18 protein-coding genes and 4 tRNA genes are annotated in these 18,384 nt (G+C 68.4%); 11 read left to right on the forward strand and 11 right to left on the reverse strand.

Features of this window, described 5'->3' with window-relative positions:
• Positions 1-27: 27 nt before the first annotated feature.
• A complete protein-coding gene (rnhA, locus tag H9645_RS03465; RefSeq protein ID WP_191728303.1) occupies positions 28-474 on the reverse strand; it encodes a ribonuclease HI in 447 nt (148 codons plus the stop codon).
• Positions 471-1,124, reverse strand: coding sequence for a hypothetical protein (locus tag H9645_RS03470; protein WP_191728304.1), 654 nt, complete (start codon positions 1,122-1,124; stop codon positions 471-473). The genes rnhA and H9645_RS03470 overlap by 4 nt, the downstream gene beginning before the upstream one ends.
• 44 nt (positions 1,125-1,168) lie before the next feature.
• Between H9645_RS03470 and gloB the strand changes: the two genes are divergently transcribed.
• The 3 genes from gloB to H9645_RS03485 are packed head-to-tail and all read left to right on the forward strand — an operon-like array spanning position 1,169 to position 3,833.
• A complete protein-coding gene (gene gloB / locus H9645_RS03475; RefSeq protein ID WP_191728305.1) occupies positions 1,169-1,939 on the forward strand; it encodes a hydroxyacylglutathione hydrolase in 771 nt (256 codons plus the stop codon).
• Positions 1,936-2,985, forward strand: a complete 1,050-nt coding sequence (locus H9645_RS03480) for a lytic transglycosylase domain-containing protein (protein WP_225217927.1) — start codon at positions 1,936-1,938, stop codon at positions 2,983-2,985. Before gloB ends, H9645_RS03480 begins: the two co-directional genes overlap by 4 nt.
• 29 nt (positions 2,986-3,014) lie before the next feature.
• Positions 3,015-3,833 (forward strand): enoyl-ACP reductase FabI, encoded by an 819-nt coding sequence (locus H9645_RS03485; RefSeq protein ID WP_191728306.1) that lies wholly within the window; start codon positions 3,015-3,017, stop codon positions 3,831-3,833.
• Between the two features lie 120 nt (positions 3,834-3,953).
• Here H9645_RS03485 and H9645_RS03490 read toward each other — a convergent pair whose 3' ends face one another.
• From H9645_RS03490 to tig, 8 genes are all read right to left on the reverse strand, one after another.
• Entirely contained in the window at positions 3,954-5,933 is a 1,980-nt protein-coding gene (locus H9645_RS03490) for a SurA N-terminal domain-containing protein (protein WP_191728307.1), read from the reverse strand.
• Positions 5,934-6,044: 111 nt separating this feature from the next.
• A tRNA-Asp gene (locus H9645_RS03495) sits at positions 6,045-6,121 on the reverse strand.
• Between the two features lie 36 nt (positions 6,122-6,157).
• Positions 6,158-6,232: transfer RNA gene (locus H9645_RS03500), tRNA-Val, on the reverse strand.
• A 12-nt stretch (positions 6,233-6,244) separates the two neighbouring features.
• The gene (locus H9645_RS03505; protein WP_191728308.1) at positions 6,245-6,517 is read right to left on the reverse strand and encodes an HU family DNA-binding protein; all 273 of its coding nucleotides are present in this window, start codon (positions 6,515-6,517) and stop codon (positions 6,245-6,247) included.
• A gap of 164 nt (positions 6,518-6,681) precedes the next feature.
• Entirely contained in the window at positions 6,682-9,108 is a 2,427-nt protein-coding gene (gene lon, locus H9645_RS03510; protein WP_191728309.1) for an endopeptidase La, read from the reverse strand.
• A gap of 313 nt (positions 9,109-9,421) precedes the next feature.
• On the reverse strand, positions 9,422-10,711 hold the full coding sequence (gene clpX / locus H9645_RS03515) for an ATP-dependent Clp protease ATP-binding subunit ClpX (RefSeq protein ID WP_191728310.1): 1,290 nt from the start codon (positions 10,709-10,711) through the stop codon (positions 9,422-9,424).
• Between the two features lie 127 nt (positions 10,712-10,838).
• On the reverse strand, positions 10,839-11,465 hold the full coding sequence (gene clpP / locus H9645_RS03520; RefSeq protein ID WP_189496735.1) for an ATP-dependent Clp endopeptidase proteolytic subunit ClpP: 627 nt from the start codon (positions 11,463-11,465) through the stop codon (positions 10,839-10,841).
• Between the two features lie 24 nt (positions 11,466-11,489).
• Positions 11,490-12,788 (reverse strand): trigger factor, encoded by a 1,299-nt coding sequence (tig, locus tag H9645_RS03525; RefSeq protein ID WP_191728311.1) that lies wholly within the window; start codon positions 12,786-12,788, stop codon positions 11,490-11,492.
• A 204-nt stretch (positions 12,789-12,992) separates the two neighbouring features.
• Here tig and H9645_RS03530 point away from each other — a divergent pair.
• The 7 genes from H9645_RS03530 to H9645_RS03560 all read left to right on the forward strand — a co-directional run bounded on the left by H9645_RS03530 (position 12,993) and on the right by H9645_RS03560 (position 17,131).
• Positions 12,993-13,069: transfer RNA gene (locus tag H9645_RS03530), tRNA-Pro, on the forward strand.
• A 5-nt stretch (positions 13,070-13,074) separates the two neighbouring features.
• Positions 13,075-13,151: transfer RNA gene (locus tag H9645_RS03535), tRNA-Arg, on the forward strand.
• A gap of 217 nt (positions 13,152-13,368) precedes the next feature.
• On the forward strand, positions 13,369-13,614 hold the full coding sequence (locus H9645_RS03540; protein WP_191728312.1) for a hypothetical protein: 246 nt from the start codon (positions 13,369-13,371) through the stop codon (positions 13,612-13,614).
• 123 nt (positions 13,615-13,737) lie between these two features.
• Positions 13,738-13,884, forward strand: a complete 147-nt coding sequence (locus tag H9645_RS03545; protein WP_191728313.1) for a hypothetical protein — start codon at positions 13,738-13,740, stop codon at positions 13,882-13,884.
• A 378-nt stretch (positions 13,885-14,262) separates the two neighbouring features.
• Positions 14,263-15,189: an SOS response-associated peptidase family protein gene (locus H9645_RS03550; RefSeq protein ID WP_191728471.1), complete on the forward strand. Its 927-nt coding sequence runs from the start codon at positions 14,263-14,265 to the stop codon at positions 15,187-15,189.
• Positions 15,190-15,451: 262 nt separating this feature from the next.
• The gene (locus H9645_RS03555) at positions 15,452-16,225 is read left to right on the forward strand and encodes a TIGR04255 family protein (protein ID WP_191728314.1); all 774 of its coding nucleotides are present in this window, start codon (positions 15,452-15,454) and stop codon (positions 16,223-16,225) included.
• A gap of 303 nt (positions 16,226-16,528) precedes the next feature.
• A complete protein-coding gene (locus H9645_RS03560; protein ID WP_191728315.1) occupies positions 16,529-17,131 on the forward strand; it encodes a hypothetical protein in 603 nt (200 codons plus the stop codon).
• Positions 17,132-17,336: 205 nt separating this feature from the next.
• Here the strand turns inward: H9645_RS03560 and H9645_RS03565 are convergent, their stop codons facing one another.
• Positions 17,337-17,531 carry a hypothetical protein gene (locus H9645_RS03565; RefSeq protein WP_191728316.1) on the reverse strand — a complete coding sequence of 65 codons (195 nt, stop codon included), beginning with the start codon at positions 17,529-17,531 and terminating at the stop codon, positions 17,337-17,339.
• Positions 17,532-17,743: 212 nt separating this feature from the next.
• On the opposite strand from H9645_RS03565, the gene H9645_RS03570 reads away from it, so the two are divergent.
• Positions 17,744-18,379, forward strand: coding sequence for an SOS response-associated peptidase family protein (locus tag H9645_RS03570; protein ID WP_318240484.1), 636 nt, complete (start codon positions 17,744-17,746; stop codon positions 18,377-18,379).
• Positions 18,380-18,384: the final 5 nt, after the last annotated feature.

Here is an 18,384-nt window from a genome sequence, read left to right on the forward strand (position 1 = left end):
GCTTCCAGGTGGACGGAGGGTGCGGGCTCAGCGCGCCGCGGCGCGCAGCCGGATGGCTTCGTTGCGCGCAAGGACGTCGACGCGCTCGTTGTCGGGATCACCCGAGTGGCCCTTCACCCAGCGCCAGTCGACGCGGTGGCGGCCGGTGGCGGCGTGCAGGCGTTCCCAGAGGTCGCGGTTCTTCACCGGATCGCCGCCGGCGGTCTTCCAGCCGCGGCGGACCCAGTTGCGCATCCACTCGGTGATGCCCTTGCGGACGTACTGGGAGTCGGTGTGCAGCGTGACCACGCAGTCCTCGGTCAGGGTCTCGAGGGCGACGATCGCGGCCATGAGCTCCATGCGGTTGTTGGTGGTGTCCACCTCGCCGCCCACCAGCTCGCGCTCGCGCGCGCCGTAGCGCAGCAGCGCCGCCCAGCCACCCGGGCCGGGGTTGCCCAGGCAGGCCCCGTCGGTATGCACCTCGACCGCCTTCATGCCGTCGCGGCCCCCGGCGCCACCGGCAGCAGGCGCCGCCGACGGATGGGCGTGAGCGGCAGGCTGCGCTTGTCCGCGCGCAGGAGGTAGGCCGCGCGCAGCCCGGCGCCCTCCTGGCGGCGCGCATCGGCCACCGGCTCCCAGCGCGGGCCCATGCCTTCCGACACCGCCCCCGGCTCGAGGCCGGCACGGCGCAGCAGGCGCCGCCACGACAGCGGCTCGGCGGCGCGCAGGCCATGGCCGCGCCAGCGCCACCGGTAGGGCGACAGCGGATTGAGCCCGAACAGCAGCACGCGGCCGCCGGGCAGCAGCAGGCGTTCGACTTCCTCCAGCAGCATGCTGCCCGCCGCGGCCGGCATCGCGACGTGCTGCAGCACCACCGTGCCGAAAGCCTCGCTGGGCAGCGGCAGCGGCAGGCCGCAGGACACGTCGCCGCCGAAGCGGCCGCCGCGTGGATAGAGCGCGACCCCCCGCCCGCCCTCGGGACGTTCCGGCGGCAGCGGCGCCAGCCACAGCCAGTGCTGGGCGGGCCGCTCCGCCAGCGCACCGGCGATGGCGTCGTGCTCACTCTGGAGCAGGGCCGCGCCTTCGCTGGATGCGAACCAAGCCTGGGCAGCGTCGGGTTGACCGGAGCGGGAACGGAGCGGCATGGTCGCCATTCTAGACGCCAGGTTCCCGCCACGCGCCCCCGCCCATGGCTCCCATTCCCATTCCGGCGTTCGCCGACAACTACATCTGGCGGCTGCCCGCGCAGTCCGGCCGCGGCACGCTGCTGGTGGATCCCGGCGACGCCGCGCCGGTGCTGGCCGCCGCCAGTGCCGGCGGGTGGCGGCCCGATGCCGTGCTGCTGACCCACCACCACGACGACCACATCGGCGGCGTGACGGCGCTGCGCGAGCGCTGGCCGGGACTGGAGGTCGTCGCGCCCGACGAGGCACGCATCCCCGTTGCCACCCGCCGGGTCGGCAACGGCGACCGGGTCGAGGTCGCCGGCCACGCCTTCGATGTGCTGGCGGTGCCCGGCCATACCGTGAGCCACATCGCATTCCACGGCCATGGCCTCTTGTTTTGCGGCGACACGCTGTTCAGTCTCGGTTGCGGCCGGCTGTTCGAGGGTACGCCGGCCCGGATGCTGGCCTCGCTCGACCGGCTGGCAGCCCTGCCCGGCGACACCCTGGTGTGCTGCGGGCACGAGTACACACAGTCGAATGCCGCCTTCGCGCGGACGGTCGACCCCGACAACCCGGCGCTCGCGCGCCGCAGCGAAGAGGTGGCCACCTTGCGCGACGATTCCCGACCCACGCTTCCCGTCACGCTCGCCGAAGAGCGCAGCTGCAACCCCTTCCTGCGCGTGGATGCGCCGGCTGTGCGCGCCGCCATCGCGGCCTGGTCGGGGGAAGACGTGCTGGCGCGCGTCGATGCCTTCGCCGCGCTGCGGCGCTGGAAGGACGGATTCCGCGCATGAGGGCGCGCAGCTTCGCCGCGGGGGCGCTGCTGATGGCGCTGGCCGCGGGACCGGTGGCGGCCGCCGACGCGGTCGCCGACGTATCGGACAGCGGCACGGCCACCAGCACGACCGCGATCACGACGACTGCCACGGCCCCGGTCGCCGGAGCCACGTCCACGGCCGTCCCCGCGTCGGGCGGCCAGGCCTCGGCGGTCCCGGCAGCGGCCGGCCAGGCCGCCGCGGTCCCGGCGCCGGCAGGGGCCACCAGCGGCACCGCCATCTACGACCGTTTCGTCGAAGGCCTGGCGCAGCCGGCCTGCGAGGACGCCAGCCCGCGCTGGCGCGCGCACTTCGCGCACGTGCCCGGGCAGCTCGTCTCCGGCGAGGGCGAGGTGCTGCCGCTGTTCGGCTACGTGGTCGAGGCGCTGCGCGCCGCCCACCTGCCGACCGAGTACGCGCTGATCCCCTTCGTCGAGAGCGGCTACCGCCCCGGCGCGCGCAGCGGCAGCGGCCCGGCGGGGCTGTGGCAGTTCATCGCGGTCACCGCGCGCAACCACGACATCCCGGTCCGCAGCGGCTACGACGGACGCCTGTCGCCGGTCGACGCCACCCGCGCCGCGGTGCGCTACCTGAAGACGCTGCACGGCATGTTCGCCGGCGACTGGAGGCTCGCGGTCATGGCCTTCAACGCCGGCGAGTACCGCGTGCTGGGCGCCCTGCGCCGCCACGGCCAGCGCGCCGCGAATGCTGACCCCGAGGGGCTGGAAAGCCTCTCGGGCATCACCCGCGCCTACGTGCGCAAGCTGCATGCGCTGTCCTGCCTGATGGTCGAGGCCGGCGGCGACCCGGCCTGGACCCGCTCGCTCGACCGTCCGGTGGCGCGCCTGGTGGCGGTCGACCTGGCCGATGAGCCCGCGGGCCTCGACGGCTATGCCAGGCGCAACGCCCTCGACGCCGCGCACCTGCGCCGGCTCAACCCCGCGCTCTCCGGCAAGGTGCCGCGCGGCCACAAGGCCCTGGTCCCCATGGCGGCGGCCCCGGCGGCGGCCGGCGTGGCAAACTAGCCGGCCCACTCCACCGGGTCGAACACACCATGGGATTCCTGCAGGGCAAGCGCGCACTCATCACCGGCATCGCCAGCCAGCGCTCCATCGCCAACGGCATCGCCGAGGCCATGCACCGCGAGGGCGCCGAGCTGGCCTTCACCTACCAGAACGAGAAGCTCAAGTCGCGCGTCGAGGATGTCGCCTCGCGCCTGGGCGGTGGCCCCTCGTTCCCGCTTGACGTCACCGACGACGCGCAGATCGACGCCCTGTTCGCCGACCTCGGCCGGCACTGGCCCGACGGCTTCGACATCCTGGTCCACGCCATCGCCTTCGCACCGCGCGAAGCCATCGCAGGGCAGTTCCTGGACGGCCTGTCGCGCGAGGCGTTCTCGGTCGCCCAAGACATTTCCGCCTACTCGCTGGCGGCGCTGGCCAAGGGCGCGCGCCCGCTGATGCAGGGCCGCAACGGCGCCGTGCTGACGCTGAGCTACCTGGGCGCCGTGCGCACCCTGCCCAGCTACAACGTGATGGGCGTGGCCAAGGCCAGCCTCGAGGCCACGATGCGCTACCTGGCCTACAACCTCGGGCCGGAGGGCATCCGCGTCAATGCGATCTCGGCCGGCCCCATCAAGACCCTGGCGGCGTCGGGCATCGGCGGCTTCCGGAAGATCCTGGGCCACGTCGAAGCGCACGCACCGATGCGCCGCACGGTGAGCATCGAGGACGTCGGCAACGTCGCCGCCTTCCTGTGCTCCGACCTGGCATCGGGCGTGACCGGCGAGGTCACCTACGTCGACGGCGGCTACAACATCGTCAGCATGACCGGGCTGGAAGAGCCTGCCCCCGGCGAGGCCACGGCCGGATAGCCGGATCGGAGAGGCCCGCCGCGCATCGTCGCGGCCGGCCTGCCCGGACACGAAGAAGCCCGGCAGTGCCGGGCTTTTTCGTGTCCGTTGCGGCCGCGGGCGTCGCCGCGGCCCGGTGCGCTACAGGCGCGCTTCCACGGTGGTCACCCGCATCCGCTGGCGCAGCGCGCGCATCATCGCCATCGCGTCCTCGTCGCCGGCCATGCGCTCCAGCTGCGTCTTCAGCATCGCGCGCTCCTCGGCGCTGGCCGCCGCGGCGTCGCCGGGGATGACCTTCTCGACGGCATAGACCACGACGCTGCCGTCGGCCTGCAGCACGCGGCCCGCGGAGACCTTGCCTTCGGCCGGCACCGGCGCGGCGAAGATCGCCTCGTTGGCCTCCGCCGACGGCATCGGCATGCCACGCGGCGTCCCGGGCATCGGCATGTGCATCCATCCCTTCGCCGCCGCGACTTCGGCCAGCGGCTTGCCGCCGGCGACCTCGGCCACGGCCGCGTCGGCCTCGGCGAGCACGGCCTTGGCGGCGCGATCGGCGCGGATGGCCGCGACCACCTCGTCGCGCACATCGGCCAGCGGGCGCTCGCGCTCGGGCTCGTGCGCGGTGACGCGGATCAGCACGCTGTGGTTCGGAGCCAGTTCGATCGGATCGCTGACGGTGCCGTCCTGCACCAGCGCCTCGGAGAAAGCAGCCCGCTGCACCTGCTCGTTGGCGGCGATGCCCTCGCCGCCGCCGCGGACGAACGGACCGGCCTTCTGCACCGGCAGGCCCGCTTCGCGCGCAGCCGGCGCCAGCGAGCTCGGGTTGCGGTAGACCTGGTCCACCAGGCGGCCGATGAGATCGTTGAACGCGCGCTCGCCGTCGGTCACCGCCTGCGCGGCCGCAAGCTCGGCGCGGGCCTCCTCGAAGCCGACCTCGCGGCCTTCGCGCACCTCGCGCACCAGCAGCACGTGCCAGCCGAAATCCGTCAGGACGGGTTCGCTGGGCACGCCGGGCTCGACCGACGCGACCGCCTGGTCGAAGCTCTCGCCCATGATCCCGCCTTCGATCCAGCCGAGGTCGCCGCCGGCGGCCTTCGAGCCTTCGTCGTCGGATTCCTCGCGGGCGATCGCCGCGAAGTCGGCACCGGGGGCCCGCACCTTCGCCGCGATGGCGTCCGCGCGCGCCTTGGCCGCGTCGCGCGCACCGGCGTCGCCGCCTTCGGGCGCGCGCACCAGGATGTGCGAGACCAGGCGCTGTGCAGGCTCGACGAAACGCGCCTTCTCCTGCTCGTAGCGCGCGCGCAGCGTGGCCTCGTCGGCAGGCTGCGCAGCGGGCACGGCGTCGGCGGTGATCTCGACGTACTCGATCGAGACCTGCTCCGGCGCGCGGTATTCGGCGCGATGCGCGTCGTACCAGGCCTGGATTTCGGCGGCGGACACGGCACCGGTATCCGCCGCGGGCGCCGGCAGCATGGCGACGGAGACGTCGCGCTGCTGGCCCAGCAGCTCCATGGTGCGCGCCAGCTGGCCCTCGCTGACGAAGGCGGTCGCGGCGACCCGGCTGGGCAGCACCAGCATCTGCAGGCGCGCGCGCAGGTCGTCCTGGTGCTGGCGCGGCGTCTGTACCGGGACCCGGGACTGCAGCAGCATCTGGTAACGCTGGGGATCGAAGCGGCCTTCGACCTGGAACTCAGGCATCGCCTGCAGCACTTCGCGCACCTGGTCGTCGCCCACGGCCACGCCCGCGCTTTCGGCGGCGAGGCCGAGCACGGCGCGGTCGACCAGCTGGTCGAGGACCGCAAGCTTGTTGTCCATCTGTTCGAACGCACGCGCGTCGAAGGCCTCGCCCTGTGCCGCGCGCGCCCGCTGGCGGGCGAACTCGAACTCGTTGCGGAACTCCTCGGGCGACACCTCGCGCGACACCCATACCGCCTTGCGCACCGGCCACACGTCGGGCGCGGAGCGCCACCATGACGGCGGCGCCTCGACCTTCGCGGCATAGCTTGCCGAATTCTGGAACAGGTACTGCTCCATGCCGAAGAAGGCGAACGGGATCGCGAGGATCGCGACGATCACCACGGCGATCCAGCCGGAGGTCTTATCTCGAAGTGCTTGCAGCATGTCAGGGCGCGCGTTGGACGTAGCCGTGCAGTCTAGCGCATGCCCGGACGCAGCGGCCCCGTGGACCGGAAAAGAAGAAAGGCGCCCTTTCGGGCGCCTTCCTGGTGTGACTGGCGGAGTGGACGGGACTCGAACCCGCGACCTCCGGCGTGACAGGCCAGCATTCTAACCAACTGAACTACCACTCCGCGTTGTCGAACCTTGTTGCGAGCGTCAATCCCCGGTGGTGGGTGCTGAGGGGATCGAACCCCCGACCCTCTCCTTGTAAGGGAGACGCTCTACCGCTGAGCTAAGCACCCCAGCGGAGTTGCTCAGTTTACTGCATCCTTCAGCGCTTTGCCAGCCTTGAACACAGGATTTTTCGAAGCGGCGATCGCGATCTCTTCGCCCGTGCGCGGATTGCGGCCCGTGCGCGCGGCGCGCTCCTTGACCTGGAAGGTGCCGAAGCCGACCAGCGCGACGGTGTCGCCCTGCTTCAGGGCCGTGCCCACCGACGACAGCACGGCGTCGACGGCACGCGCGGCATCGGCCTTGGACAGGTTGGCCTCGTCGGCAACGGCCTGGACCAGATCATTCTTGTTCATCTATTCGGTGCTCCTGCGCAGCACAAGGCCGCTCGTGTGGTGGCGGGCCTGCGGGCGGTGTTCGCCGCCGGCGGCTCCGGGATCGCGTGCGGCGCGGGGCCGTCGATGCGAGCGCGACTTTATACCAGCGCGCCCGCACCCACGCAAGAAAAGCGTGCGCTCCGTCAGTGCTTGACAGCCGCGCGCGACGACGGCTTCCGCGGCGCGCGCGCGCGCTGCGCGACCACCGCGCCGGCCTGCTTCACCGGCGGCAGCGGACGCTCCAGGGCGAGATCCAGCACCTCGTCGATCCACTTCACCGGCACGATCCTCATGCCGTCGGTGACGTTCTTCGGGATGTCGGTCAGGTCCTTGCGGTTCTCCTCGGGGATGATCACCGTGGTGATGCCGCCGCGCAGCGCCGCCAGCAGCTTCTCCTTGAGGCCGCCGATCGCGGTCACCTTGCCGCGCAGGGTGATCTCGCCGGTCATCGCCACGTCGGCTCGCACCGGCACCTTCGTGAGCGTCGACACCAGCGAGGTCGCCATCGCGATGCCGGCGCTGGGGCCGTCCTTGGGCGTGGCGCCGTCGGGCACGTGCACGTGCACGTCGTGCTTCTGCAGGAAGTCGAGCTCGAGGCCGAGGCGTTCGGCGCGCGCGCGCACCACCGACAGCGCCGCGGACGCGGATTCCTTCATGACGTTGCCCAGCTGGCCGGTCAGCGTCAGCTGGCCCTTGCCCGGCACGAGCGTGGACTCGATCTGCAGCAGGTCGCCGCCGACCTCGGTCCACGCCAGCCCGGTGACCAGGCCGATCTCGTTGTCCTGCTCGGCGCGGCCGAAGTCATAGCGCTGCACGCCCAGGTACTTGTCGAGGTTCTTCGAGGTCACGCTGACCGCGCGCGCCTTCTTCTTCTGCGGACCGGCGAGCGCGATCTCCTTGACCACCTTGCGGCAGATCTTGGCGATCTCGCGCTCGAGCCCGCGCACGCCCGACTCGCGCGTGTAGTAGCGGACGATGTCCTGCACCGCTTCCTCGGCGACCTTCAGCTCGCCGTCGCGCAGGCCGTTGGCCTTGACCTGCTTGGGCAGCAGGTAGCGCATGGCGATCCTGATCTTCTCCTCCTCGGTGTAGCCGGGGATGCGGATCACTTCCATGCGGTCGAGCAGCGGGCCCGGGATGTTGAGCGAGTTGGACGTCGCCACGAACATCACTTCCGACAGGTCTAGGTCGACTTCCAGGTAGTGGTCGTTGAAGGCGTTGTTCTGCTCCGGATCCAGCACTTCCAGCAGCGCCGAGGACGGGTCGCCGCGGAAGTCCATCGACATCTTGTCGATCTCGTCGAGCACGAACAGCGGGTTCTTCGCCCCGGCCTTGTTGAGGTTCTGCACGATGCGGCCCGGCATCGAGCCGACGTAGGTGCGGCGATGGCCGCGGATCTCGGCCTCGTCGCGCACGCCACCCAGCGACATGCGCACGAACTTGCGGTTGGTGGCCTTGGCGATGGACTGCCCCAGCGAGGTCTTGCCCACGCCCGGCGGGCCGACCAGGCACAGGATCGGACCCTTCATCTTCGACACGCGCGACTGCACCGCGAGGTACTCGAGGATGCGCTCCTTCACCTTCTCCAGGCCGTAGTGGTCGGCATCGAGCACGTCCTGCGCGAGCTTCAGGTCCTTGCGCACCTTGCTGCGCTTCTTCCACGGCACGCCGAGCAGCCAGTCGAGGTAGTTGCGCACGACCGCGGCTTCCGCCGCCATCGGCGACATCTGCTTGAGCTTGTTGAGCTCGGACCTGGCCTTGGTCTCCACCGCCTTGGGCATGCCGGCAATGGCGATCTTGCGCGCAAGCTCCTCGAGGTCGTTGGGCGCGTCGTCCATGTCGCCCAGTTCCTTCTGGATCGCCTTCATCTGCTCGTTGAGGTAGTACTCGCGCTGCGACTTCTCCATCTGCGACTTCACGCGGCCGCGGATGCGCTTCTCCATCTGCTGCACGTCGATCTCGCCGTCGACCAGGCCGACCAGCATTTCCAGGCGCTCGGCCGTGGGGAAGGTCTCCAGCAGGCGCTGCTTCTCGGCCAGGCGCACGCCCAGGTGCGCGGCGACGGTGTCGGCCAGGCGCGAGGGCTCGTCGATGCCGGCCAGCGTCTGCAGCAGCTCCGGCGGCAGCTTGCGGTTGGTCTTGACGTACTGCTCGAACAGGCCCATCAGCGAGCGCGCGATCGCTTCGACCTCGCGCGGCTCGCGGTCCTCGACCGGCTCGACCACCGCGCCGGTGCCCGACAGGGCGCCGTCGACCTCGCGCACCGACTCGACGGTGGCGCGCGCGACGCCTTCCACCAGCACCTTGATGGTGCCGTCGGGCAGCTTCAGCAGCTGCAGCACCTGGGCAAGCGTGCCGACCGGGTGCAGGTCGTCGGCCCCCGGGTCATCGGTCTCCGCGGACTTCTGCGCCACCAGCAGGACCTGCTTGTCGCCCTCCATCGCCAGGTCCAGCGCCCGGATCGACTTGTCGCGGCCGACGAACAGCGGGATGACCATGTGGGGAAACACCACGACGTCGCGCAGCGGCAGGACCGGCAGGTCGATGGTGGTGGGCTGGGAGGTGCTCATCGGGACTCCTGGAATGGCGGGCGGCGGGTGGCCGCATGGCTCCCGTTATGGGGCCCGCCGGGGGTCCTTGCAAGCGGTGCGGACGGCGTCGATCACCGCTGGCGCGGCGCCTGTGCCACGTTCAGCTTGCGCTGGGAAAAGCCGGGCCAGGCCGTACAGGAACGACCACGCCGACGACCTGGTCCACCCGATCTGCCGGCGCGGGACCCGCAATACCCGATGCATGGGGCGGGCGCGGCCATGGCCGCTCCTGCAGGCTGGACAAAGGTCGAACGTCGACGGCCGGGAACCACGCAGGGCCCCCGCCGGGAACTCAGTCGCCGGAGGCGGCCTTGGCGGCCGGCGCGGCCGGCGTCTCGTAGATCAGGTAGGGATCGGATTTGTGCTCGATCACCGACTCGTCCACCACCACCTTGCTGACGCTCTCCTGCGACGGCAGGTCGTACATCGTGTCCAGCAGCACAGATTCGACGATGGTGCGCAGGCCGCGCGCGCCGGTCTTGCGCTTGAGCGCCTTGCGGGCGATCGCGGACAGCGCGTCCGGGCGGAACTCCAGCTCCACGCCCTCCATCTCGAACAGCTTGCGGAACTGCTTGGTGATGGCGTTCTTCGGCTCGGAGAGGATCTTGACCAGGGCGGCCTCGTCCAGCTCCTCGAGCGTGGCGACGACCGGCAGGCGGCCGACGAACTCGGGGATCAGGCCAAACTTGATCAGGTCCTCGGGTTCGACGTCGGCCAGCACCTTGCCGACCTCGGCCTTGCGCTCGCTGCTCTTGAGCTTGGCGCCGAAGCCGATGCCGCCGGCCTCGGTCGAACGCTGCTGGATGATCTTGTCCAGGCCCGCGAACGCGCCGCCGACGATGAACAGGATGTTGCGCGTGTCGACCTGCAGGAACTCCTGCTGCGGATGCTTGCGCCCGCCCTGCGGCGGCACGCTGGCCACGGTGCCCTCGATCAGCTTCAGCAGCGCCTGCTGCACGCCCTCGCCGGACACGTCGCGGGTAATGGACGGGTTCTCGCTCTTGCGCGAGATCTTGTCGATCTCGTCGATGTAGACGATGCCCTGCTGCGCCTTGTCGACGTCGTAGTCGCACTTCTGCAGCAGCTTCTGGATGATGTTCTCGACGTCCTCGCCGACGTAGCCGGCCTCGGTCAGCGTCGTGGCATCGGCCATCGTGAACGGGACGTTGAGCATGCGCGCCAGGGTCTCGGCCAGCAGCGTCTTGCCGGAACCGGTGGGACCGACCAGCAGGATGTTGGACTTGGCGAGCTCGACGTCGTCGTTCTTCTGGCGGCTCTCGATGCGCTTGTAGTGGTTGTACACCGCCACGGCGAGCGTCTTCTTGGCCCGCTGCTGCCCGATCACGTACTGGTCGAGGACCTCGAGGATCTCCTTCGGCTTGGGCAGCGAGCTGCGCGCGCTCTGGGCCTTCTCCTCGAGCTCCTCGCGGATGATGTCGTTGCACAGCTCCACGCATTCATCGCAGATGAACACGCTCGGGCCCGCGATCAGCTTGCGGACCTCATGTTGGCTCTTCCCGCAGAACGAGCAGTAGAGGATCTTGCTGCTGTCGCCGGAGCGGCCCTGTCTGTCTTCGGTCATGCCTTCGCCAATCGGTGAATCGGGGGGAGTCGGGTCGAGAATAGCACCCAGGCCCCGTGCCGCAAGCGCGGCGGGGCCGGGTTGCCGCGGGCTGGCCGCGGCTCCGAGTGGCCGGTCGGCCGCCCGGTCAGGCGGGCTGGATGGAGTCTTCCGGCCGGCGCTCGAGGACCTGGTCGACCAGGCCGTATTCACGTGCGGCCTCGGCGCTCTTGAAGTTGTCGCGCTCGGTGTCGTGGGCCACCGTTTCGATGGACTGGCCGGTGTGGCGCGCCAGGATCGCGTTCAGGTTCTGCTTCATCGAGAGGATCTCGCGGGCGTGGATCTCGATGTCCGTCGCCTGTCCCTGGAAGCCGCCCAGGGGCTGGTGGATCATCACCCGCGAGTTCGGCAGCGCGTAGCGCTTGCCCGCCGCGCCGGACGCCAGCAGCAGCGCGCCCATGCTGGCCGCCTGCCCGACGCAGATGGTGCTGACGTCGGGCTTGATGAACTGCATCGTGTCGTAGATCGCCATGCCCGCCGTGACGATGCCGCCGGGCGAGTTGATGTACAGGTTGATGTCCTTCTCGGGGTTCTCGGCCTCGAGGAACAGCATCTGCGCCACGATCACGTTGGCGACGTGGTCGTCGATGCCGCCGACCAGGAAGATCACCCGCTCCTTCAGCAGGCGCGAATAGATGTCGTACGCGCGCTCGCCGCGGCTGGTCTGCTCGACCACCATCGGCACGAGGTTGAGGGCCTTGGTCTCGATGCTCATTTCAGTCCCGTGTCAGCGGAAGCGTCACGCCTGCGGCGCGATCGCTTCCTGGAAGGTCAGCTGCTTGTCGGTGTGCTCGGCGCGCTCGGCGATCCAGTCGATCACCTGCTCCTCCATCACCCGGTTCTGCAGTCCCGACATAAGCTGGGGATCGTTCCGGTACAAGTCAATGACCTGCTGCGGCTCCTCGTAGGTCGAGGCGATCAGGCGCAGGGTCTCGTCCAGGCGCTTGCGGTCCAGCACCAGCTGGTGCTTGCGGGCGACCTCGCCCACCAGCAGGCCGACCAGCACGCGCTTGCGCGCCGGCTCCATGAAGTTCTCGTGGGCGTTGGCCGGCGGCTGCGAGGGACGACCCTGGCGGCGGTTCTGCTCGGCGACCTGCGCCACCAGCGCACGGGCCTCCTGCTCGACCAGGTTCGGCGGCAGCTCGACGCCGGCGAAGGCCTCGACCAGCTGCTCGCCGACGGCGCGGCGCAGGCGGTTCATCAGCGCGCCCTTCAGCTCGCGCTCGAGGTTGGTGCGGATGTCGGCGCGGAACTGCTCCATCTCGCCGCTCTTGACGCCGAAGCTCCTGATGAACGCGGCATCGGCCTCGGGCAGCACCGCTTCGGAGACCTGCTCGGCCTTGAGGTGCACCTTCGCGGTCTTGCCGGCCAGCTGCGGCACGCGCCACTCGGCCGGGAACGCGACCTCGATGTCCTTTTCGTCGCCGGTGGACATGCCGACCAGCGCCTGCTCGATGTCGGGCAGCATCGCGCCGGAGCCGATCACCGACACCCCGCGCTCGACGCCCTCGGCGGGCAGGCGCTCGCCCTCGACGTCGGACCAGGTTTCGATGTCGACCGCGTCGCCTTCCTTCGCGGCCCGCGTCACCGCCGACCAGCTGCGGCGCTGCTGGCGAAGGTTCTCGATCATGCGGTCGATGTCTTCCTCGGTGACCTCGGCCACCGCGCGCTCGACCTTGAGGCCGGACACGTCGAGGTCGCCGAAGTCCGGCACCACCTCGAAGGTCGCGACGTAGGCGAGCTCGTCGCCTTCGGCCGGCTCGATCTTCGGCTGGCCGGCGATGCGCAGCGCGTTGTCGCGCACGGCACCGTCGAAGCCTTCGCGCAGCAGGCCGTCGAGGACTTCGCCGCGCACCTGCTGGCCGAAGCGCTGCTCGATCACCTTCGCGGGCACCTTGCCGGGGCGGAAGCCCTTGATGCGCGCGGTGCGGGCGATCTCGCGGAGGCGGCCGCCGACCTGTTCCTGGAGGCGATCGGCCGGCAGGTTGATGGTCATCCTGCGCCCGAGGTTGCCGACGGTCTCGACTGAAACTTGCATACCCACTCCTGCCGCCGCGGCCGTTGCCGCGTGCTCTGGTTGTCTGGTTGGCCGGCCTGCCGGGCAGTGCCCGCGTCCGGCGACGGAACGGGATATTTTGGCGGAATCCCGCCGCTGCCGCCAGCACTGCGCGTTGACACCATCCGGGGCGCTCCCGACAATGCCCCGTGGCCCGCCATTCCACCGGCTCCGGGCCGCGTCCGTCGGGGTATAGCGCAGTCTGGTAGCGCGCCTGCTTTGGGAGCAGGATGTCGGGGGTTCGAATCCCTCTACCCCGACCATCCCCGCGCCCGTAGCTCAACCGGATAGAGCACCGGCCTTCTAAGCCGGTGGTTGCAGGTTCGAGTCCTGCCGGGCGCGCCAGCCGCGTCAATGACTTACGCGGAACGAGCGAGACGCTCCTGATTAATCTCCCGACAATTCTGGAGCGTGCGTCGCAAATCTGCGTGTACTGGTGCCGGCGGCGCTGGCCATCCTCTGCGCGCGCCGCGGCGAGTCCATGCCATTCGGGCTTTCGATCGCCGCCATGCTCGATCTTATGTAGAAGCCGGCCCCGAAGGGCTTCGGCCTGCCCTTCACCGTGCACGGGTTCCGTTCCGCGTTCCGCGACTGGGTGGCAGAGGAGACGCAGCACCCCGGCGAGGTGGCGGAGAGCGACAGCGGCGCGGTCCTGATCCAGAAGGGCGGGAAGCCAGACCGGATCGTGAACCTCGAGAAAAGCCGCGGCGCCGTGATCGGCGAGCGTTGGCAGTACTACCTCCGCGACAAGCAGGTGAACTTCAAAGTTCACGACGGCCGCGTCTCCCGGGTCGACGAGATCCGCTGACGTCTCCGGCGTGCTGCGCCTCCCGGCACCGCTCCTTGAAGGCGCCACGAGGTAGGCGCACTCTCAGGCGGCAGGCCAGGCGGCGATGGCCTGCATTCGAAAACGCCGCAGGGGGATCAACCAATGGCCAAGAACGAGACCACCGGCAAGAAGGCGGGCACCGCGGCGTCGAAGGTGCTCAGTAACCGAACCTCGAGCAAGGATGCGAAGACGGCGGCGGGATCGGCGCTGACTCAGCGCCCGGCGGCGCCGAAGGGAAAGAAGCGGTAGGAGAGCCGGCACTGCCGGGCTGTCCCCCGGCAGTGCTTTCCGTGATCTCGCGCCGGATGCGTTCCGCGTGACGCCGCGCCCACGCTTCAAGGCCTGCCTTCCCGGACTCGAAGCTCAAGCACGGCCGGGACACCAGGGGCGCCGTGATCGGTCGATGCGCCCACAGACGAGCCACCCATCCGCCATCGGCGCGGCGCATCAGCATCGCCACCTGTTTCCCCTGACAGAGCAGCGCCAGCTCGCCCTTGGCGTGCTGGTAGCGGTCCTTCCAGATGAAGGCGGTGGGCAGCATGGGAGCAATCCTAGGCCCTCGGCGCTCACGAACTGAGACGGTGACCCGGCGTAACCTCGGTGTCCCGCCCGCCCCTGTTCGCCGCCATGTGCTACTCCGCTCTGATCGAGGCCGACTACCGGCGCTATGTGCGCCAGTTCGGTGCGAGCGTCTCGCTCGAGGACTTCACGGCTCAGGCCATGGCCGATCCCGGCAAGGGCAAGCGCCCGAAGTGGCCGAAGGGCATGCGCGACGCCGCGGCCGCGGATCCGTCGCCGGAGGCGGCGCAGCTGCGTGACGCGGTGCGCTTCTGGATCGCGCAGGATATCGCCGAGGCCGAGCGCGAGCTGGATAAGCAGCGGCGGCGGGTTGCCGACGGCCAGGCCGCCCTTGCCGATAAGCTCACGAAGAAGGCCGCCGACGACGTGCGAATCGGCAGCAACAAGATCGAGCAACTCGAGGCGCGGCTTGTCGACCTCAGGCGCAAGGAGCCCAAGCCCCGCGACTCGAGGATCTACCCGGGCTACTACGCGCCCGTGCTGGTCTGGCAGGACGGCGCTCCTGTGGTACTGCCGATGCGCTACCAGTGCCGGCCTGCCGGCAAGCCCGAGTTCTATGACCGCAAGTTCCCGGGCACCTACAACGCCCGCCGTGACAATCTCCAGGGGTTCTGGAAAAGCCAGTTCGGCAAGACCCACGGCGTGGTCCTCGCGCGCGCCTTCTACGAGCACGTGGAGCGCGAGGGCAAGGACGTGGTTGTGGAGTTCAGGCCGCAGGACCACAGCGAGATGCTTGTGGCCTGCCTGTGGTCGAGCTGGATCGGCCCGGACGGCGAGGAGTTGCTCTCGTTCGCCGCGATCACAGACGATCCGCCGCTCGAGGTGTCCGCAGCCGGCCACGACCGGTGCATCGTCCCGATCCGCAGGGAGAACCTGGACCTCTGGCTGATTCCGGACACCAGCTCCGTCCAGGACCTATATCGGGTGTTGGATGACAGGGAACGCCCTTATTACGAGCATCGCGAAGCAGCTTGAGACTGCCGCTGACTGGCCATGACGTGAGCAGTCGGCAGCGCAACTCACAGGCACCTGTCTCACACGCCAATGATACGGCCACAATATGTTGTGGTCGCGCACTCAACGGCGTCCTATATGTGGGCACGAATCCGACGCTTGTTGACAGTCTCATAGGCCGAGATAAAGTCGCTCGACTACCGTCTTTGAGGCTCATCCGCGGAACTATCGCGGTATGGGTCCAGACATCCTGAAAAATCACACTTGAGGCCCGCCGACTGCAATGAGCGTTCAGTACGGACACTTGATGCGTGGCGCTCCACTACGGCTGACCCATCCTCCAATTGTAGAAGCCACCTGTGAGGTGCGGTTCGCACAACCAGAGGGGGTGCCAGCCGACATGCTTCCTGGGTTGTTGTACCCGAATCTTCGCGCCCGCTATCCGGAGATGCAGCGCCAGCCCGTTGCAGATGTGCCAAGCCCGATCAGAGCAGCTGATCCCAACCTGCAATATGTTCCTTGGATTCGATTTGTCGGTGAGAAGGAGAGCATTGGGTTGGGAGATCGGGTCGCATCCGTGAGTGTGCTGTCCGAATACCAAAACTGGGAAACTTTCCGAGAACGCATTTTTGAGCTATGGGCTGCTCTGGAAGAAGTAGGTGCGCTGAACAAGGTGGAGCGCGTGTCCATTAAATTCATCAACATTATTGATGACCCTGCCACTCCGCTGCATGAATTGCTGCGCCTGAAAGTTGAACTGGGTGATACCCAATTCCAAGACCAGCGCTTGCACTTAGTAATGCAAACGGCACGACCGAACTTTCTCGAGATCTTGCAGGTTGTCACTCACGCACAAGTTAATTCCCAGATTAGCCCGAGTTCCGCACCTCGGCCAGGCACGGTGCTCGACGTTGACGTATTGAGTAATTGCGATCTTTCCGACTTTGTGACGCGCGGTGGCCTCCTCATTGACGAGGCACACGAAATTGCAAAGCAAGTTTTTCTAGGCGCTGTGACTGATAAGGCACTAAAAAGCTGGGGGGCTCTTTATGCATAATCTAGGGACAAACATCGTTCGTGGCGGTACCTTAGCCGCTCTTGGCGCGATGTGGACAGCCACTACGCCATTTGCACCACCTACTTACAACGGAGAGCCGGAGCACGCTTATTTGTCGCCGCTGCGCAGCGTGTCCTCTTCGTCAGTCACGATTCGGCAGGTGTCTGCACCCCGCCCTGGCGATGCCGCCATGTTCGCCGCAACTTTGGTTGCCTTGGCCGCAATTGAGAATCCGTTGCCGGCTGACGTGCAACAGATCATCTCGCGGGATCTGTTCGATTATCTGGACTAGTCGTTGTGCCATTGACGATTGAACACGCTCGCGCTTTGTTCGCGCCTGAGCTGGCAGAAGACGACTTAAAGGAAGTAGTCCGGCAGATCCAAAAGCTTCAGGAAGGCCGCGGCTTCCTCGCGGCGCATCACGAGATCCCCCGTCTGCAGGGAGACATTTGGTCAGGGCTTCCTATTGTTCGCATTAGCGCTGATGGCCATGCGGCCGCACGGCCTGCGCGCGCGATGCTCTTATCAAACACGTGCGACATAGCCGAAGAGAACGCGCGCGACTACCGGGCACATGTGACCTATGTTCCAGTAGTTCGCATCTCGGCCTTCGAGCGCATGCTCACGAATGGTGGGCTGCCTCAAGATCGCATTAACAGCATCGTCCAAAGCATTCGACTCAATGAAAGTACACGCGTCTTCTTCGTTGAAGCAGGTGCGGGCTTGGAGGAGGACTGTCTCGCGATGCTGGATCAAGCATTCTCAGCAAGCGCGGATATCCTCAATGCCGGCCACTGCGAACGCCTTGCTGTGCTGTCCGATCGAGGCCATTGGGCCTTGGTCCTGAAAATGTCCGTGCATTTTTGCCGCCTCCGTGAGGGCGTAGTACGCGCGGCTGCTCAGTAAGAGCATCTATCTTCTAGCTGCAAAGTCGCCAGCAGCGCCGCTATCCATGCGACGCCCGCCCGGGTGGACTGCTGCAGCCGGACCGTGCAGGTAGTGGCCGCGCGAGCGCCGGGCGTTGCTGGCGTGGGTGTAGCGTCTACCAAAAGCGAAGGACTGTCAGTCAGAGAACTCCGAACAAGCTGCCGGGGATCTTCGCGAACGACCCTCAGCCCGGAACCAGCCCCTTCACCCTCGCGTAGAACACGAAGCCGACCACCAGCACGATGCCGACCTGGATCGACTTGGCAATCCAGAGGCGCCGCTCCCGGCGGGTCAGCCGGCCGCACCCCTCGCACTCGCGATCGCGCTTGAGCTGCATGAAGCCGCAGTAGTCACAGGAGATGGTGCGGTAGCGGGGCATGTCGGTTCTCGTTGGTGGCCAGCCCCCACGATTCCCCGCTGCCGTCTCTGATCCTGCGACGGCACCTAGGTCGGGCACCAGCCCAAACCTGGATCCCGGGGGCCGCCGGCGTTGGTCACACCTCTAGTATCACGGGAACCACCGGCGCCGAGGCCGAGCGCGAGCTGGACAAGCAGCAGCGGCGTGTTGCGGAAGGCGAGGCCTCGCTCGCGGTGAGGCTCACGAAGAAAGCCACCGACGACGTGCGCATCGGCACGAACAAGGTGGCCCAGCTCGAGGACCGGCTGGCCAACCTGCGGCGCAAGGACCCGAAGCCGCGCGACGGCAGGATCTATCCCGGCTACTACGCGCCCGTGATGATGTGGCAGGACGGCGGACCTGTGGTGCTGCCGATGCGCTACCAGTGCCGGCCGGCCGGCAAGCCCGAGTTCTACGACCGCAAGTTCCCTGGCACCTACAACGCCCGCCGGGACAACCTCGAGGGCTTCTGGCGCGGCCTGTTCGGCAAGACCCACGGGGTGGTGCTGGCGCGCGCCTTCTACGAGCACGTGGAGCGCGACGGCCAGGACACCGTGCTGGAGTTCCGCCCTCAGGACGGCAGCGAGATGCTGGTCGCCTGCCTGTGGTCGAGCTGGATCGGCAAGGACGGCGAGGAGCTGCTGTCCTTCGCGGCCATCACCGACGAGCCGCCGCCGGAGGTCGCCGCCGCCGGACACGATCGATGCATCATCCCCATCCGGGCCGAGAACCTCGAGGCCTGGCTCAATCCGGTCGCAGACCCGAAGGCGATCTACGCGATCCTCGACGATCGCGAACGCCCCTACTACGAACACCGCGAGGCAGCGTGATGCGC

The organism is Luteimonas colneyensis, from assembly GCF_014836665.1.
In the GTDB taxonomy this organism is placed as follows: domain Bacteria; phylum Pseudomonadota; class Gammaproteobacteria; order Xanthomonadales; family Xanthomonadaceae; genus Luteimonas; species Luteimonas colneyensis.